The organism is Nocardia sp. NPDC006630 (genome assembly GCF_040611495.1).
GTDB lineage: Bacteria > Actinomycetota > Actinomycetes > Mycobacteriales > Mycobacteriaceae > Nocardia.
Genome location: NZ_JBEXOK010000001.1, coordinates 792183 through 807037 on the forward strand (window position 1 = coordinate 792183; position 14855 = coordinate 807037).

A 14855-nucleotide genomic window follows, 5' to 3' on the forward strand; every position below is an offset into this window, starting at 1 on the left:
AGAAGCCGGATGCATGCAATAGCAACACGCAAGCGAACATTCGAGGACATCGCTTCGTCATCCCGGCGCGTTTGGCCGGGGTCCACGAGGACTCGCCACATGCTGTCTGTGTGGATCCCGGCCAAACGCATGCCGGGATGACGGGGGGTTGGTCAGGTGTGCGGATTCGCGTGGCGGTGCTGGATGGCCCACCAGACGCGGATGGCGCTGTGCGGTGCGCGCAGGTCGGTGCCGGTGAGGTCTTCGAAGCGAGCGAGACGGTAGCGAACGGTGTTCTGGTGCACTATCAGTCGCTCGGCGGTGGCCTCGATGCGCAGGCCGGATTCGAGGTAGCGCTCGAGGGTGTCGATGACCGTGCGGGCCTGCTCGCCGGCGCCCAGCGGATCGAGGTAGCGGGCGGCGAGTTCCTCGCCGAGGTCGGTGTCGGCGACGATCGCGGGCAGCAGGCCGAGGCGGTCGAGATCGGCCGCACCGGTGAGATCGAAGCGGTGCGCGGTGGCGAGCATTCGGCTGGCCAGCCGGAATGATCGCGGCAGATCGGCCAGGTGGGTCGCGGGACCGAAGCCTATGGTGCCGGCGCTCTCGATCAGATCGCTCCCGAGCACGAACCCGGCGAGGTCGCCGTCCATGGCCGTGGAAAACCCGCGTATCGCCTGCGGACCCGGCCGGAGTAGTCGACGTAGATCGGCAGCGGCGAGTGGATCGTCGCCGCGGGCGCGAAAGGCGCGGTAGACGCCCTCCACATCCAGCCCGTACCGCTGCGCCTGAATCTGAATATCCGCGGGCGCGAGCCCGCCCAGCAGCAGACCGCGCGCGAATTCGGCCCGGAACTGCTGATCGTGCCGCGCGAGCTCGATCTCCACATCGCGGTGCCCGGCGCTGTAGGCCTGATTGGCCTGATCGACAATATCGAGCAGATCGTGCGTGAGGGCCAGCACGGCGCGGTCGGCAATGCGGCCGCTGCGGCCGGAGGTGATGAGATCCGCCAGGATTTCCCGCACCGCGATGCGCCAGCCGTTCTGCACATCGGACAGTGAAACACCTTGCCGCGCACGAGTTTCCCCGAACTCACGCAGCGCGGCCAGATCGTCCGCGGTGAGTGCGCGCTCGGCGCGGAGCGCGGCGAGCAGCCGATCCACCATGAGCGCGGTCGTCGCGGCGATCTCCGCATCCGTGAGCGCGGAATAGCCGGCCATCTCCGCCCGCGCGCGGGCGACGATACGGCCGACCAGCTGGTCGGCCTGCGCGAGCACACGATTCAGCAGCCGACTGCGTGCGGTCGGCGACGCGGAGTCGCGGGAATCGGTCATCTCGGGTTCGAGGCTACGGCCGGGATTTGGAAAAACCAACAAACCCGGCGGTCGATAGTCCGGTGCCCGCTCCATGGCCCAGGTCACAGTCCCCTGCCGATACTTGTGACGTCCGACACCGCCGTTCGACAGAGGATTCGCCCCATGTACCTGACTCAGGGACTGCACCGCGCCGCACAGCAAACCCCCGACGCCGTCATGACCATTTTCGGGGACCGCACCCGGACCTTCCGGGAGGGCCTGGATCGGGTGGCCCGGCTGGCGAGCGCATTGCGTGACCTCGGGGTCGGCGACGGCGACCGGGTGGCCATCCTGGGCCTGAACTCCGATCGATATCACGAATATCTGCTGGCCGTGCCGTGGGCGAATGCCGTGCTCAATCCGGTCAATATCCGCTGGAGCCCGGCCGAGATCAGCTATTCGCTGCGCGACTCCGGCACCACGGTGCTGCTGGTCGACGATGCCTTCGCACCCATGCTGCCCGCACTGCGGCAGGAGCATCCCGAACTCGCCACGGTGATCCACTGCGGCGAGGGACCCACGCCCGAGGGCATGCTCGGCTACGAGGAGCTGATCGCCGCGGCGGCGCCGATCGCGGACGCCCGGCGCGGCGGTGACGCGCTCGCCGGAGTGTTCTACACCGGTGGCACCACGGGTTTCCCCAAGGGCGTCATGCTCAGCCACACCAATATCGCGACCTCCGCCCTGGGCGGTGTCGCCAGCGGTGAGTTGTTCACCCCCGGTGTGCGATTCCTGCACGCCGCGCCCATGTTCCACCTCGCCGATCTGGCGGGCTGGTACGGCACCCTGCTGCTGGGCGGCACCCACGTCATGATCCCTGCCTTCGATCCGGTGGCCACCATGGCCGCCATCGAAACGCACCGGGTGACCGGAACAGTATTGGTACCGGTCATGATTCAGCTGCTGGTCGATCATCCGGCGGTCGCCGAACACGATCTCTCCAGCGTCCGGCAACTCATGTACGGCGCATCACCCATTTCGGCCGCGCTGCTCGAGCGCGCCATGAAGGCTTTCAGCGCAGCGGGTTTCGTGCAGGCGTACGGCATGACCGAACTCGCGCCCATCGCCACCCTGCTCGGCGCCGCGGATCACCTTGCGGGACACCTGCGTTCGGCGGGGCGCGCGATGCCGCACAGCGAAGTGCTGATCATGGATCCGGACGGCAACGAGGTGCCGCGCGGCACGGTCGGCGAAATCGTGGTCGGCGGTGCGCATGTCATGCTCGGCTACTGGAACCGGCCGGAGGAGACCGCGGCCGCGGTGCGCGACGGCTGGATGCACACCGGCGACGGCGGGTATATGGACGAGCACGGCTACGTCTACATCGTCGACCGGATCAAGGACATGATCGTCAGCGGCGGGGAGAACGTGTACTCCGCCGAGGTCGAGAACGCGGTCGCCGCCCACCCCGCCGTCGCCGCCTGCGCGGTAATCGGTGTGCCCGACCAGGATTGGGGTGAGCGCGTGCACGCGGTCATCGTCTGTCAGCCCGGGCAGCAGGTGACCGTCGAGGAGATCCGCGCGCACGCCAAGAACCTCATCGCCGGTTACAAGGCGCCCCGCACCATCGATGTGGTGACCGCGCTCCCGGTCTCCGGGGCGGGCAAGATCCTGAAACGCGATCTCCGCAAACAGTATTGGGACGCCGACGCACGTCAGGTGAACTGATTCGGCTCACTTGAGGCTGAAGTAGGCGAGACTGCCGACGCCGACCACCAGGCAGTAGATGGCGAACGGCGTCAGCGTCTTGGTCTCGAAGTAGCTGACCAGGAACTTGACCGAAATGTAGGCGAGCACACCGGCCACCACACTGCCCGCCAGGGCGGGACCCAGAATGTCGTGGTTCTCGGGCTTGAACAGCTCCGGTGTCTTGAGCACTCCGGCCGCCAGGATCACCGGCGTGGCCAGCAGGAACGCGAAACGCGCCGCATCCTCGTGCCGCATGCCCTTGAACAGGCCCGCGACAATGGTGCTGCCGGAGCGGCTGATACCGGGGAAAAGCGCTGCGATCTGGGCGGATCCGATAATCAGCACGGACTTCACGCCGAGCCGGGACAGCCGCACATCGGAGGCGTGGTCCGGGTCGGTCGTGGGCAGCACCAGGGTGTCCTCCGCGGACAGATCCACCGTGCGGGCGGTGGGGCTGGAGAGCACCAGATTGCGCTCGGTCTCCCGCTTGCGCAGCAGTTCCGCCGACAGCAGCACCACGCCGTTGAGCGCGAGGAACGCCGAGGTGGGTATCGGCGTGCCGAGATAGTTGCGCACCGCCTTCTCCAGCACCAGCCCGGCCAGTCCGACCGGGATGGTGGCGATGATCAGCAGCACCCCCAATTGCGCCTCGGGAGAACGGATCTGACGGGTGCGCGCGACATCCCACAGCCCGCGGAAAATGCGCACCCAGTCGCGCCAGAAGAACACGACCAGCGCGATGGCGGTGGCGACGTGCATGGCGACCAGCAGTGCCAGGTACGGCGAATCCTTGGCCGACATATTCAAGTCATCGGCCCACTTTCCGCCCACCAGGGCGGGCAGCAGAATGCTGTGCCCCAGACTCGATACCGGGAACAGCTCGCTCACCCCCTGGAGCGCGCCGACGACGATCGATTCCACGTAGCTGATGGCCATACGAATTCCTGTCGGGGAGCGGCGAGCGGTCGGGCCACCTCGAAACCGGTCGAGGCTACTCGCTCCGGGAGGCTACTCGATCACCCGGGCGACTGCTCAAAGGCGGTGGATGAGGTCTGGTCAAGCCTCGGTGCGGGAGATGTTCGGCCCGGCTACCAAGCCCACCGACGACGAGATGCGGGTGCTGCTGGAAGTCCTGTTCCACAACCGCGGCCGGTTCGTCTCACACCTGGTCGGACGCTTCATCGACGAGCGTGTCACCTTCCGCGACCGCCGGGACGAACCGCTGGTGCACGCGACGGTGCCGATGCGCATGATCAACGGCTTGCTCGACCCGAACTCGGGCGCGCATATGGCGGCCCGGTACCGCGAAATCGCGCCGAACCCCGATATTGTCAGCCTCCCCGAAATCGGCCACTGGCCGCAGCTCGAAGATCCGCGTGGCGTATTCGAGGCGGCACATGCCTTCCTGCAACAGAACTCGGGTGACTGATCGGCGGTTCGCGGGCGAACGCAAACCATTCAGGCAGCATGGACGGTATATGCGTGGAATACTTCGGCAATATGCAGACCAGGGGGTCGAGCGGCCGTAAGGTCCTCCCGAACCGCATGATCCGAGGAAACCGTGTTCGATAGCTACGATTCCGCCGACGATCCGGAATTGGCGCAGGCCAGAGTCTTCTTGTCAGAGCTGGAAAAGCATGCGGTAACTCTCGCCCGAAGACTACAGACGGCGGGCACGCTGGATATGCGGCAATCGATCAATGCCGATCTTGCGGTGGTCCGCCGGTGCGTAGATCGAATTCAGCGCCGGTTCCCCGGAATTGCGGTACCGCGGATCGCGGGCGCGCCACCGGCCGGGCCGCCGCCCTGAGGTCTCACCCTCGAACAATCCCCGCGATCAAAACCATCAAAGCCGTCTGAGCCTGCTCCCGGGCCGCCTCGGGATCATCGGCATGGGCGACAATCAATGCCGCCTCACTCAACGCACTGATCAGCAATTGCGCCAACACCGCAATCGGAACCTCGGCAATCAATCCCGCCGCCCGGGCCCGCTCGAGCTGTGCGGTGATCAATCCCAGACTGTGCGCCGTCTCGAACTCCCGCCAGGCACTCCACCCGAGCACCGCCGGAGCATCGGTGAGCACGATCCGCAACATGGCCGGCCGTCGGCAGATCTCCAGAAAAACACTGAGACCGACCGCCATCCCGCCCAGAATATTGCCGGGATCGACTGTCGCGATGGAACTTTCGATTTCGTCCGTGGTCTCGTTCTCGATCTGCTCGAGCACGACCAGGAACAATCCGCGCTTATCACCGTAGTGGTGATGCAGCGCGCCCCGGGTGACGCCCGCGGCGGCGACCAGATCCTCCGCCGAGGTACCGGCAAAGCCGCGCTCGGCGAAGAGCCGGCGTCCGGCCTCCTCGAGCGCGGCCCTGGTGGCGCGCGAACGGTCCTCCTGGCTACGGCGTGGCATGCAGCCGAGTGAACTCCAGGATCGCGGCGGAGAGCAACTCGGGCTGATCTTCGGGGAGGAATGCGTAGGAATCGTCGATGAGCCGCAGCGTCGCCCCGGGCAGATCGCGGACCAATCGTTCGGCATTGGCGACCGCGAAGATCTTGTCCTCGGCGGCCCACACCACCAGGATCGGAAGGTCGATCTCGCCGAAGTGCTCGGCCGCCGCCAGGGTGTAGCTGCGGTTCAGCGTTTTCAGCACCCGCCGCACGTCCTGGCGGATGGCGGCGGAATTGCGGCTCGGCAGCAGATACGAGTCGGCGATCTCCCGGGGCACCGGGCGCTTGGCGACCCAGCCGAAGGCGATCGGCAGGCGATGCAGTGCGCGGATGCGCATGGTCTCGGTGAGCAGACGGACGGATCCGGGAATGCGCGCGATGATCGGCAGCGCGTTCAGCGGTTTCGGCAGGAAGTCCTCGTAGCTGTCGCAGGAGGTCAGCACCACCCTGCCGATGCGAGAACGGTTGCGCGCCAGCAATACCTGGGTGATCGCGCCGCCGGTGTCGTTGGCCACCAGGGTGACATCGCGCAGATCGAGTCGCTCCAGGAAGGCGGCGATCAGATCCGCCACGCCCGTCGGCGTGAGATCTGCTGCGGGAACCGGGATTTCATGGGCGCCGAGCGGCCAGTCCGGGGCCAGGCAGCGGTATCCGGCGGCGGCGACCGCCGGCACCACCTTGCGCCACAGATCGGCGTTGACGAGCAGGCCGTGCACGAAGACCACCGGCGGCCCCTCCCCCGTGTCGTGATATCTGATGCGACCGCCGGGCAGCTCCACCTCGTGGGTACGGCCGAGTGATGTGCTTGTTGCCATCGTTTCTCCAATGCCTGTGGGACCCCTCCACTTTTACATACATACCGTATGTATGTCTATGGCATCGGCGATATTCACCGGCGGCGGATCACCCCTCGAGCTGCGCCCGCCAGCGCTCGGCGGAGCGGACCATATCGAGCCCGACCTTCTCCAGGTACTCGCTCATGCCCAGCAGCCGGCTCCCCGCGGGCGTGGTCGCACCGAGGGAGTCGGCGCCGTCGCGGGCCTTCGCCGCCAGCAGCTCATTGGCCCGCGCACCGGCGAGAGTGGTTCGGTACCAGGCAGATTCATCAACGAAGTAGCGGTCGCGGCGGGTGCCGCCGTCCCGCTCGCGGCGAATGAGCTCCTGATCCTCCAGATAGCCGACGGCGGCGGAGACCGTGGCGGGGCTGACGCGCAGATGCCGTACCAACTCACCGGCGGTCACGCTGCCGGAATCCGCGGCGTACAGGCGGGCCAGGACGGCGGCCGGCATGCGGGGAAAGCCGGTGCGGGCGAAGAGCTCGGCGAACTGGGCGCTGAAATCGGCGACCAACTCCGGAGCGCGGCCGTATTCATCTGTCCCGACCGGCTTTTCGACGCGTTTGGGGCGCGGCACCCGGCGCCGCGAGCGGACAACGGTGGCAGCGTGCGCGGCCTCGGCGCGATAGCTGCCCGGGCCGCCGTTGCGCGTCACCTCCCGGCTCACCGTGGAGGTGGGCCGGCCGAGTTGGCGGGCGATCTCCGCATACCCGAGACCCTGCGCCAGACCTGCGGCAATACGCCGGCGGTCATCCGGGGTGAGTCGTCCACCAGGCATCGGGACACCTCCTTCGTCCCTGTTATTGCAACACAGGGACCACCCAATTGCATTGGGATATAACGCCACTGGCGGAGGTGTACCGAATTGCGTTGGTATTATCCAGTTTTCGAGTGCATTCGGCGATTATCCCGGTTGCGAACGCAACGTAGCGTTCGCCCCGCCCCGAATACGGCTCCGGAGCCCGGTTGCCGAGGTCACGGTGTCGGGGTCACGGCATTCGGGTCGAACCCGCCGGGAATCTCGTAGACCAGGCCGGTGAAGGTGATGCCGAACAGCCGGCCGGCCGAAAAGCCCTGGCCGCCACGGCCGTAGATGACCTCACTGGTCAATTGCGGGCCGAAGCCCAGTGCGCAGTACTGCCCGGGGGCATCGATCCGCACCACCTGCCCGGACGGATTGAACGGCACTACCGGGCGCTCCAGGGAATCGAGCGTCAGGCCGTCCGGTGCGTCGAGCGGGCCGAGATCCAGCAGGGACTGCGGCGCCCACGGGGCCGCCGTGGGTATCCGGCTCACCCCGGGATTGACGAATGTCCGCGAGACATAGAGGAACTGGTTGTCCCGGCTGAGCACCGCGCCGTTCGCACTGGGGAAGTTGCCCCAGTCCGCCTGCACCACACCGTTCGGGTAGACCCGGCCCACCAGGCTGCCGAAATCATTGGTGGCGTACACGGTTCCGTCATGAGCGACATCCATGCCGTCGGCGGCGCTCAATCCAGCGGCGAAGGGCTGCACCGCACCGGTATCCGGATCGACCTTCACGATTCCGGACTGCCGCAGCGTATCGTCGACCACCGCTCGGGCGTCGGCGCCGTATCCGACCAGGAGCTTGCCATCGGTGCTCCAGGCCAGTGCGCCGCCGCCGCCACTGGGCACCGTGGCGATCGGCACCGGTGGCGCGCCCGGTGCGTCGATCCGGAAGACCCGGCCGCTCACCAGATCGGTGACGAACGCGCGCCCGCCGCCGTCGACCGTGATGCCCTCCAGTGCCGCGCCCGGCACCGAGGCCGCCGGAACGGTCGGCTGGCCCGCGCCCGCACAGACCGGCGCGGCATTCGCTGGGGTGGCCGCGATCGTCGAGAAGGCGGAGAAGGTGAACGTCGCAAGCGCGAGCGCCGCTGACTTTCGCTTATTCATTTCGCACCTCGCATCTTCCCGCACAACGAGATTCTCCCGCCGCATTCGGGGGCATTGCCCTACATCCTATGACGTAGCACTCGCGCGACAGGTTCAATTCAGAACCTGCGGGCTCCCGTCACCGGCATATTGTCCATGGGCGAGATCTTCACGCCGGAGCCGTAGGTGCTGGCATGAATTACCTGGCCGTCGCCGACATACAGCGCGGAGTGGCCGCCGCCGTAGAAGGACACCAGATCGCCGGGCTCCAATTCATCCACCGAAACCGGGGTGCCCGCCGACAGCTGCGAATAACTCGTGCGCGGCAATTCGACACCGGCCTGACGGTAGGACCACTGCACCAGACCCGAGCAGTCGAAGGCGTCGGGGCCGACCGCGCCGGAACTGTAACCGGCGCCCAATCGCGTGCGGGCCGCATCCACTGCGCGCTGGCCGACGGACTTCTTCGGCATAGCGGCGGGCATGGGTGCGGACTGCGCGACGGCAGCATCGGTCAGGCCGGGAATGCCCGCCAGCGGGGGCAGAAAGTTCGGTACGGAGAAATCACCCAGACCGGCCAGCGTTATCTGGCGGGAATCCGCGGCGGGCGCGGGAACGGGGGCCGAAATCTCCGGGGCCTGAAGCAGTTCCGGAACCGCGGCCGGAGCGGCCGCCTGCGGAATGACGATGACGGCGGGTACCTCTGCGGTACGCACACCCGGAATCGTCACAGGACGGAATTCGAAGGTCTCGAGCACCGACTGCTCCGCGGCCGGAGCTTCGGCCGGCGCGAGCTGGGGTGCGCTTTCGGGTGCGAGTTCCGGAGCGGCGGCGGGAATTCCGAGCTGCGCGGCGAGTGCGTCGGCGATCTCGAATTGCCCGATACCGGGAACGTCCACCGGCGTTGCGTCCGCCCGGCCCGCTGTGTACAGCAGGGCCCCGCCCATAGCGGCGGCACAGAGCAAGCCTGTTGCCAAACCCTTCCACGTCAGCAGAAGGGGCCGAACCACCTGTTTGTCACCGATACTTTCCATGATGCGGTCCTCCGATCAAGCGTTAGCTATCCGGTTTCCGTCACGAACATCTCGGTACTGCGAGTGGATCCACATTGCATAGTTCGCCCGATCGACAACCGCGCAACGAATGACACGCGTGTTATTCATAACGGAATCGTAAACATCGGCCTCTGAGTCCAATTGGACACAGCCCGATTTCACGCTGTTTCCGCGTCGATTTCGCACCGTTTTCATGAAACAGCGAAACCAATCCGGGGCCTGAACAGCGACTCGTGTGAGACTGGCCGCACGAGCTCCCTCCTCATAATCCGGAGGATTGTCCATGACCGATTCCATTGCGCTGCCCCCACTTCCCGAGCCGCTGGTGGTCACCCTGGGGAATCTCAAAGGCGGCGTCGGCAAAACGACGTCGGCCTTTTTCCTCGCCTCGTATTTCGCCACCGTGCACCCACTCAGAGTCCTCGTCATCGATGCCGATCCACTGAGTCAGACCGGCTACTCCTGGTATCGGCGATTACAGAAGGAGGATGTCGACATCCCCTTCGAGCTCATCGCCTTCCCCTCCCGGCACGTCAACGACTGCATTACCGACAATGCCGCGAAATATGACGTCATCATCGTCGACGCCGGCGGGGAATCCGCCGATATCTTCAAGGCCGCCGTGCCGGAGAGCGATGAATTGATCCTGGTCACCAGCGTGAGCCCCTCCGAGGTCAAACGCGTGCCCAGTACCTATCGCGCCGCCGAGGAAGCCGCGGCGGAGAGCTCACGGGCCATTCGCGTCCGCGTGCTGATGACCAAGGTGCCGGTCACCATGAAGAACGGCGTCAATGTCTCCACCGAATACCGTTCGCAGCGCGGCAATCTCGAAGACGCGGGATACGACGTATTCGAGTCCTATGTGAGCGCCTGGAAGTGGTATCGGGAGGCCGCCGACGGCGAAGTCGGCGACGGCGCGGAGAACCCCATCGCCGATCTCGGTGAATACCGGCAGGTCGGCGAGGAACTCCTCCGGCCGTACCTGGAGGCCACGGACAGCGATCGCACCATTCCCAGCGCACTGGAGGTACCCGCCTGATGCCCCCGCAACGACGCAAGAGCTCCATCGGCGGCGGACCGGCCGCACCCACCCGCAACCCCCTGGCGGACGAGGCCGAGCACACGCCTCCGGTCTCCCCGCTGCGCGACGCCGAATGGCACAGCACCGCAGTGGGTTCGGCCCGGGCGACGAGTATGCCTCCGAAACAGGCGGTCACCGCCATGCCTGCGGCATCCGCGACGGCAGCGACCGCCGTGGCAGATCGGCCCACGGCCATGCCGGATCCTCCTGCGCCCGTGCCGGATATGGGCGCGGCCACCGCTGATTCGAGTACGGCTGCGGCGAATTCGGGTGCAGCGGCAGCAGATCCAGGTCCGGCGGCGGCGGCAGCAGCAGCAGATCCAGGTCCGGCGGCACCGGGTTCGCCTGCGGCCGCTGCGGACCCCGCGCCGCCGACCGTCACACCGGACCCTGCGCCACGTGCGGACGCTCAGAAACCGCGCGGCATCGATCCCGCATTGCGCAGTGTGGGGTCGACCCTGCGCGGGGCGGCGACCGCCTCGCCGAGTGTGCTCACCATGCCGCTGCCCGCCGCGGGTGATGGACCGCTCAATGCGGGGGAGCTCGAACAGCTCGATCTGTGCGAGTCCTCCATCGACGCACTGCGAGTGGCGTTCTGGGTGGCCGGGCGGGCACTGCAGATCGTGCGGGACGGCCGGCTCTATCGGGCCGACCACGCCACCTTCGACGAGTATGTGGAGAAGCGCTGGGATATGCAGCGGTCCTACGCGCACAAGCTGATCCGCGCCTGGCCGCTGGCCGCCCGGCTGCATCCGCTGGCGCCGTCCATCAACGAGGGGCAGATTCGCGAGCTGCTGCCCATCGTGGCCGCGCACGGGGAGGATGCGGCGGTGACCGTGTACACCACCCTCGCCGCCGATCTGAAGGTCACCGCCGGCAAACTCCGGGAGGCGGTGGCGGTGCTGCCCGCCGCCTATGACCGGAGTGCGGTCGTCGAACTGCTGCAGTCCTGGATGCGCGGCGATCTGACCGAGGAGCATCCGCACACTCCCGATGTCTTCAGCACCGCCGAATCACGACTGGCCGCGCTCACCCCGAAGGTGGTGCAGGGCTCCAGCGGTGATCCGATAGCCGCTCGCGAATTCGCGGCGAAGCTGCGCACCCTCGCCGAACTCATCGAGAAGCAGCTGCCGATAACTACGCGAATGCCTGTGAACCACTAGCGGTTCGCCCGGACGAACAGGAAGGGCCCGGCAGCTGCCGGGCCCTTCCTGTGTAACCGCGCTCGGTCTTCGGTACCGCTATTCGCCGACCGCGTGGCGGACACGCCCTGCGGCGCGTTCCCGGGCGGCCCGGGCGGTGGCGGCATCGAACAGTTCGAGATTCTCGAAGACCGGGTCTTCATCGTCCGGTTCGACCAGGACTGCGCGGCGCAATTGCGTGCGGGTCTCTTCCCGATCGGGGCGCGGGCGTTCGGGCTCCGGCGCCGCCTCCGGAACGGCCTCCTCCTCGGGCGACCGGGACAGCCGGGCCATGCGGCGGCGGCGAATGTCCTCCTCCAGGCGGACCTGCTTGCGTAGGTACGCGAGGTAGCCCACCAGCACGATGCCCGCGAGCGCGCACAGCGTCCACATGGCGGCCGAAATGGCCAGCGCGCCACCGGCGAAGATCAGTGTGCTCAGCACCAGCCCCAGCACCGCGCGCTGACGGAAGGTGTAGCGCGCGGCACGGGCGATGGCATCTGCCTCCGGGTCGTAACCACCGCGGCCACGCCGGGAGGGAACGAAATCCGGGTCGTCGGAATCGACTTCGTCGTCCCACTCCCGCAGCGCGGGGACCTTGGTGCGCTGCGGCGGCTCCGGGCGGCGGCGCTGCTTCGCGGGCGGCATGTCCTCGGCCGCGATATCCGCCGCGACCTTACGGCTCCCGGACCGAGGGGCGGCGCGCTCCGCCGTCCCGGAACCCACCGGCTCCGCATCCTTCTCGGAATCTGTTGTCTCGGAATCGAATTCAGCCTCGACGGGCTTCTCGGCACTTTCCTGCGCGGCTACCGAATCCGCCTTCGACTCGGTCTCGGCGTTCAGTTCGGTATCCGCAGGCACGGATGTGGCGCTCTCCGTATCGCGTTCGCGGTCGGTGTCGAAATCCTCGTCGTCCGATTCAGCTGTGGTGCTGTCGTCCGATCTGGTCATCCGATCCTCCGGATCATCGTGGTGATGCTTCCTGCGAACCGGCACGTAGTCCGGATCGGTGTCGTGTCCGGAAGCCGGACCTTTTCTGGTGCGTGGTTCGGCGTCCCCGCGATGCAGTACCCGAGTGGCCAGTGCGGCGTCGGTGTGCTGGCGGACCCGCGGATGGCGGTTGGCCAGCATGGGGAACAGCACGAATACCCAGAGCACGACAAGACCAATCCACAAGATCGAATTCGGCATCGCGCTCTACACCTCCGTCCCCGCCTGGCTCTCTTCCCTTCAGCACTTACCGGTGGTACGAGGACGCACCACCGACGTCCGTAGGCTAGTTCGGCACCTCAGTGATCACCGGCAGGCGCGCCGTCAACACCTGCCACAGTAGTCACACAAGTTACGGGAAAAGCGGATCTCACAGCGACCCCTCAGGTCTGAGAGGCGCGCCCCGCACGAATCAACTTGTCCACCACGGTCCCCGACACCTCTTCAACCGTCAGGCCCACCAGCAGGTGATCGCGCCACGCCCCGTCCACATCGAGGTAGCGGCGCAGCATTCCCTCCTCGCGGAAACCCACATTGCGCAGTACCGCCTGGCTCGCAAGGTTTTCCGGCCGCACGGTGGCCTCCACCCGATGCAGTCCGACCTCGCCGAAGCAGTGGTCCAGGCCCAGCGCCAGCGCGGCCGTCGCCACACCCTGACCGCTGATCTTCTCCGACACCCAGTAGCCGATCCAGGCCGACCGCAGTGCGCCGCGCACAATATTGCCGATCGTGAGCTGTCCGGCGAAATAGCCGTCCACCTCGATGACCAGCGGAATCATCGCGCCCCGACGGGCTTCCGCCTTGAGACTGGACCACAGCGAGGGCCAGTTCCCGGAATGATTGCGCGCCTCCCAGGCCCCGCGGCCGGTCGGCTCCCACTTCTCCAGATACTCCCGATCGCGGGTGCGGATCTTGCTCCACGCCCCGGCGTCCCGCAATCTGATGGGCCGCAGGGTCACCACGCCGGCGCCGACCCGTACCGGTCCGAGATGTGCGGGCCAGCCCGGATGCTGGGCCGACCGGAATACATTCATGTCCAAGGCCTCACCCTCGCTGTGCGAGGAAAGCGACCCGTACCTCGTCACCGGTGCGTACCTCGGTGATATCCGGATCGATCACGATAAGACTGTTGGCCTCCGCCATGGTGGCGAGCAGGTGCGAGGACGCCCCGTTCGGCCCGCCGAGGGGCTGCACCAGATAGTCGCCGGTCTGCTCATCGCGCATGAGCTGCGCGCGCAGATAGCCGCGACGCCCCGGAATGGAGGCGATCGGCAGAATGGTGCGGGCCCGCACCACCCGCCGCATGGGATGGCGGCGGCCCAATGCGATGCGAATCAGCGGCCGCACCATGACCTCGAAAACCACCAGTGCGCCAACGGGATTCGACGGCAGCAGGAAGGTCGGCACCTCATCGCGGCCGAGCAGGCCGAAGCCCTGCACCGACCCCGGATGCATGCCGACGCGGGTGATCTCCAGCTCGCCGAGACCCTCCAGGGCCTCCCGGATCTGCTCGGACGCCCAGCCGCCCACCGCACCCGCGATCACCACGACCTCGGAGCGAACCAGCTGGCCCTCCACCACATCTCGCAGGCGCTTGGGGTCACCGCTGACAATGCCGACCCGGTTCACATCCGCGCCCGCATCACGCGCCGCCGCCGCGAGGGCATAGGAGTTCACGTCGTAGACCTGGCCGGGGCCGGGCGTTCGGTCGATATCGACCAGTTCGCCGCCGACCGACAGCACCGACAGGCGCGGGCGCGGATGCACCAGCACCTTGTCGCGGCCGACCGCCGCCAGCAGCCCGACCTGCGCCGGGCCGATGATCGTGCCGGCGCGCACCGCGAGATCACCCGGCTGCACATCGTCGCCGATGCGGCGCACGTAATCGCCCGAGCGCACCGACTCGTACACCTTGACGCGCGCCCGGCCGCCATCGGTGAAATCAAGCGGCAGAACGGCATCCGCCAGCGTCGGCAGCGGTGCGCCGGTATCCACCCGCACCGTCTGGCGCGGCTGCAGCCGGATCGGCTGCCGGGAACCGGCCGCCACCTCGCCCACCACCGGCAGCGTCAACTCGACGGGCTCGCCGTCCTCACCGCGAATATCCGCGCCCGCACCGGACACATCCACACTGCGCACGGCATAGCCGTCGATGGCCGCCTGATCGAAGCCCGGTAGCGGGCGTTCGGTCACCACGTCCTCAGCGCACAGCAGTCCCTGGGCCTCCGAGATCGCGACCCGGACGGGCCGCGGCGCCACAGCCGCCGCGGTCACCTTGATCTGCTGATCCTCAACCGAGCGCATGCCGCCCTTCCCTGGTCTCGCGCATTGCACACCTCGTCAC

The 14855-nt window shown here is 67.2% G+C and carries 15 protein-coding genes; 5 read left to right on the forward strand and 10 right to left on the reverse strand.

Translation table 11 applies throughout. The features are described 5' to 3' along the window. Positions 1-152 precede the first annotated feature (152 nt). Positions 153-1310, reverse strand: a complete 1158-nt coding sequence (locus ABZX86_RS03620; RefSeq protein WP_355119588.1) for a helix-turn-helix domain-containing protein — start codon at positions 1308-1310, stop codon at positions 153-155. 144 nt (positions 1311-1454) lie between these two features. Between ABZX86_RS03620 and ABZX86_RS03625 the strand changes: the two genes are divergently transcribed. Continuing rightward, a complete protein-coding gene (locus tag ABZX86_RS03625; RefSeq protein WP_355119590.1) occupies positions 1455-2999 on the forward strand; it encodes a long-chain fatty acid--CoA ligase in 1545 nt (514 codons plus the stop codon). A gap of 6 nt (positions 3000-3005) precedes the next feature. Here the strand turns inward: ABZX86_RS03625 and ABZX86_RS03630 are convergent, their stop codons facing one another. Further along, positions 3006-3962, reverse strand: coding sequence for an undecaprenyl-diphosphate phosphatase (locus ABZX86_RS03630; protein ID WP_355119860.1), 957 nt, complete (start codon positions 3960-3962; stop codon positions 3006-3008). Positions 3963-4065: 103 nt separating this feature from the next. Between ABZX86_RS03630 and ABZX86_RS03635 the strand changes: the two genes are divergently transcribed. Further along, on the forward strand, positions 4066-4449 hold the full coding sequence (locus ABZX86_RS03635; protein WP_355119592.1) for an alpha/beta hydrolase: 384 nt from the start codon (positions 4066-4068) through the stop codon (positions 4447-4449). 132 nt (positions 4450-4581) lie between these two features. Then, positions 4582-4830 carry a hypothetical protein gene (locus ABZX86_RS03640; RefSeq protein ID WP_355119594.1) on the forward strand — a complete coding sequence of 83 codons (249 nt, stop codon included), beginning with the start codon at positions 4582-4584 and terminating at the stop codon, positions 4828-4830. 4 nt (positions 4831-4834) lie between these two features. On the opposite strand, the gene ABZX86_RS03645 is transcribed toward ABZX86_RS03640, so the two are convergent. The 5 genes from ABZX86_RS03645 to ABZX86_RS03665 form a co-directional block, all read right to left on the reverse strand. After that, positions 4835-5434 (reverse strand): TetR/AcrR family transcriptional regulator, encoded by a 600-nt coding sequence (locus tag ABZX86_RS03645; protein WP_355119596.1) that lies wholly within the window; start codon positions 5432-5434, stop codon positions 4835-4837. Next, a complete protein-coding gene (locus ABZX86_RS03650) occupies positions 5421-6287 on the reverse strand; it encodes an alpha/beta hydrolase (protein WP_355119598.1) in 867 nt (288 codons plus the stop codon). Before ABZX86_RS03650 ends, ABZX86_RS03645 begins: the two co-directional genes overlap by 14 nt. Positions 6288-6375: 88 nt before the next feature. Beyond that, positions 6376-7086 (reverse strand): helix-turn-helix domain-containing protein, encoded by a 711-nt coding sequence (locus ABZX86_RS03655; RefSeq protein WP_355119600.1) that lies wholly within the window; start codon positions 7084-7086, stop codon positions 6376-6378. 197 nt (positions 7087-7283) lie between these two features. Further along, the gene (locus tag ABZX86_RS03660) at positions 7284-8225 is read right to left on the reverse strand and encodes a hypothetical protein (RefSeq protein WP_355119602.1); all 942 of its coding nucleotides are present in this window, start codon (positions 8223-8225) and stop codon (positions 7284-7286) included. Positions 8226-8323: 98 nt separating this feature from the next. Next, positions 8324-9238: an NlpC/P60 family protein gene (locus ABZX86_RS03665; RefSeq protein ID WP_355119604.1), complete on the reverse strand. Its 915-nt coding sequence runs from the start codon at positions 9236-9238 to the stop codon at positions 8324-8326. A 304-nt stretch (positions 9239-9542) separates the two neighbouring features. On the opposite strand from ABZX86_RS03665, the gene ABZX86_RS03670 reads away from it, so the two are divergent. After that, entirely contained in the window at positions 9543-10298 is a 756-nt protein-coding gene (locus ABZX86_RS03670; protein ID WP_355119606.1) for a ParA family protein, read from the forward strand. Further along, positions 10298-11503, forward strand: a complete 1206-nt coding sequence (locus ABZX86_RS03675; RefSeq protein WP_355119608.1) for a hypothetical protein — start codon at positions 10298-10300, stop codon at positions 11501-11503. The genes ABZX86_RS03670 and ABZX86_RS03675 overlap by 1 nt, the downstream gene beginning before the upstream one ends. Before the next feature lie 78 nt (positions 11504-11581). Here the strand turns inward: ABZX86_RS03675 and glpR are convergent, their stop codons facing one another. The 3 genes from glpR to glp form a co-directional block, all read right to left on the reverse strand. Then, on the reverse strand, positions 11582-12712 hold the full coding sequence (glpR, locus tag ABZX86_RS03680) for a gephyrin-like molybdotransferase receptor GlpR (RefSeq protein ID WP_355119610.1): 1131 nt from the start codon (positions 12710-12712) through the stop codon (positions 11582-11584). 182 nt (positions 12713-12894) lie between these two features. Next, on the reverse strand, positions 12895-13545 hold the full coding sequence (locus tag ABZX86_RS03685) for a GNAT family protein (protein WP_327142213.1): 651 nt from the start codon (positions 13543-13545) through the stop codon (positions 12895-12897). 10 nt (positions 13546-13555) lie between these two features. Further along, positions 13556-14815, reverse strand: coding sequence for a gephyrin-like molybdotransferase Glp (gene glp / locus ABZX86_RS03690; protein ID WP_297613443.1), 1260 nt, complete (start codon positions 14813-14815; stop codon positions 13556-13558). Between the last annotated feature and the right edge of the window lie 40 nt (positions 14816-14855).

Bases quoted from the DNA above. Each gene is read 5' to 3' on its own strand.
- ABZX86_RS03620 (WP_355119588.1), bottom strand. From the start codon at position 1,310: ATGACCGATTCCCGCGACTCCGCGTCGCCGACCGCACGCAGTCGGCTG.
- ABZX86_RS03625 (WP_355119590.1), top strand. From the start codon at position 1,455: ATGTACCTGACTCAGGGACTGCACCGCGCCGCACAGCAAACCCCCGAC.
- ABZX86_RS03635 (WP_355119592.1), top strand. From the start codon at position 4,066: ATGAGGTCTGGTCAAGCCTCGGTGCGGGAGATGTTCGGCCCGGCTACC.
- ABZX86_RS03645 (WP_355119596.1), bottom strand. From the start codon at position 5,434: ATGCCACGCCGTAGCCAGGAGGACCGTTCGCGCGCCACCAGGGCCGCG.
- ABZX86_RS03650 (WP_355119598.1), bottom strand. From the start codon at position 6,287: ATGGCAACAAGCACATCACTCGGCCGTACCCACGAGGTGGAGCTGCCC.
- ABZX86_RS03655 (WP_355119600.1), bottom strand. From the start codon at position 7,086: ATGCCTGGTGGACGACTCACCCCGGATGACCGCCGGCGTATTGCCGCA.
- ABZX86_RS03660 (WP_355119602.1), bottom strand. From the start codon at position 8,225: ATGAATAAGCGAAAGTCAGCGGCGCTCGCGCTTGCGACGTTCACCTTC.
- ABZX86_RS03665 (WP_355119604.1), bottom strand. From the start codon at position 9,238: ATGGAAAGTATCGGTGACAAACAGGTGGTTCGGCCCCTTCTGCTGACG.
- ABZX86_RS03670 (WP_355119606.1), top strand. From the start codon at position 9,543: ATGACCGATTCCATTGCGCTGCCCCCACTTCCCGAGCCGCTGGTGGTC.
- ABZX86_RS03675 (WP_355119608.1), top strand. From the start codon at position 10,298: ATGCCCCCGCAACGACGCAAGAGCTCCATCGGCGGCGGACCGGCCGCA.
- glpR (WP_355119610.1), bottom strand. From the start codon at position 12,712: ATGCCGAATTCGATCTTGTGGATTGGTCTTGTCGTGCTCTGGGTATTC.
- ABZX86_RS03685 (WP_327142213.1), bottom strand. From the start codon at position 13,545: ATGAATGTATTCCGGTCGGCCCAGCATCCGGGCTGGCCCGCACATCTC.
- glp (WP_297613443.1), bottom strand. From the start codon at position 14,815: ATGCGCTCGGTTGAGGATCAGCAGATCAAGGTGACCGCGGCGGCTGTG.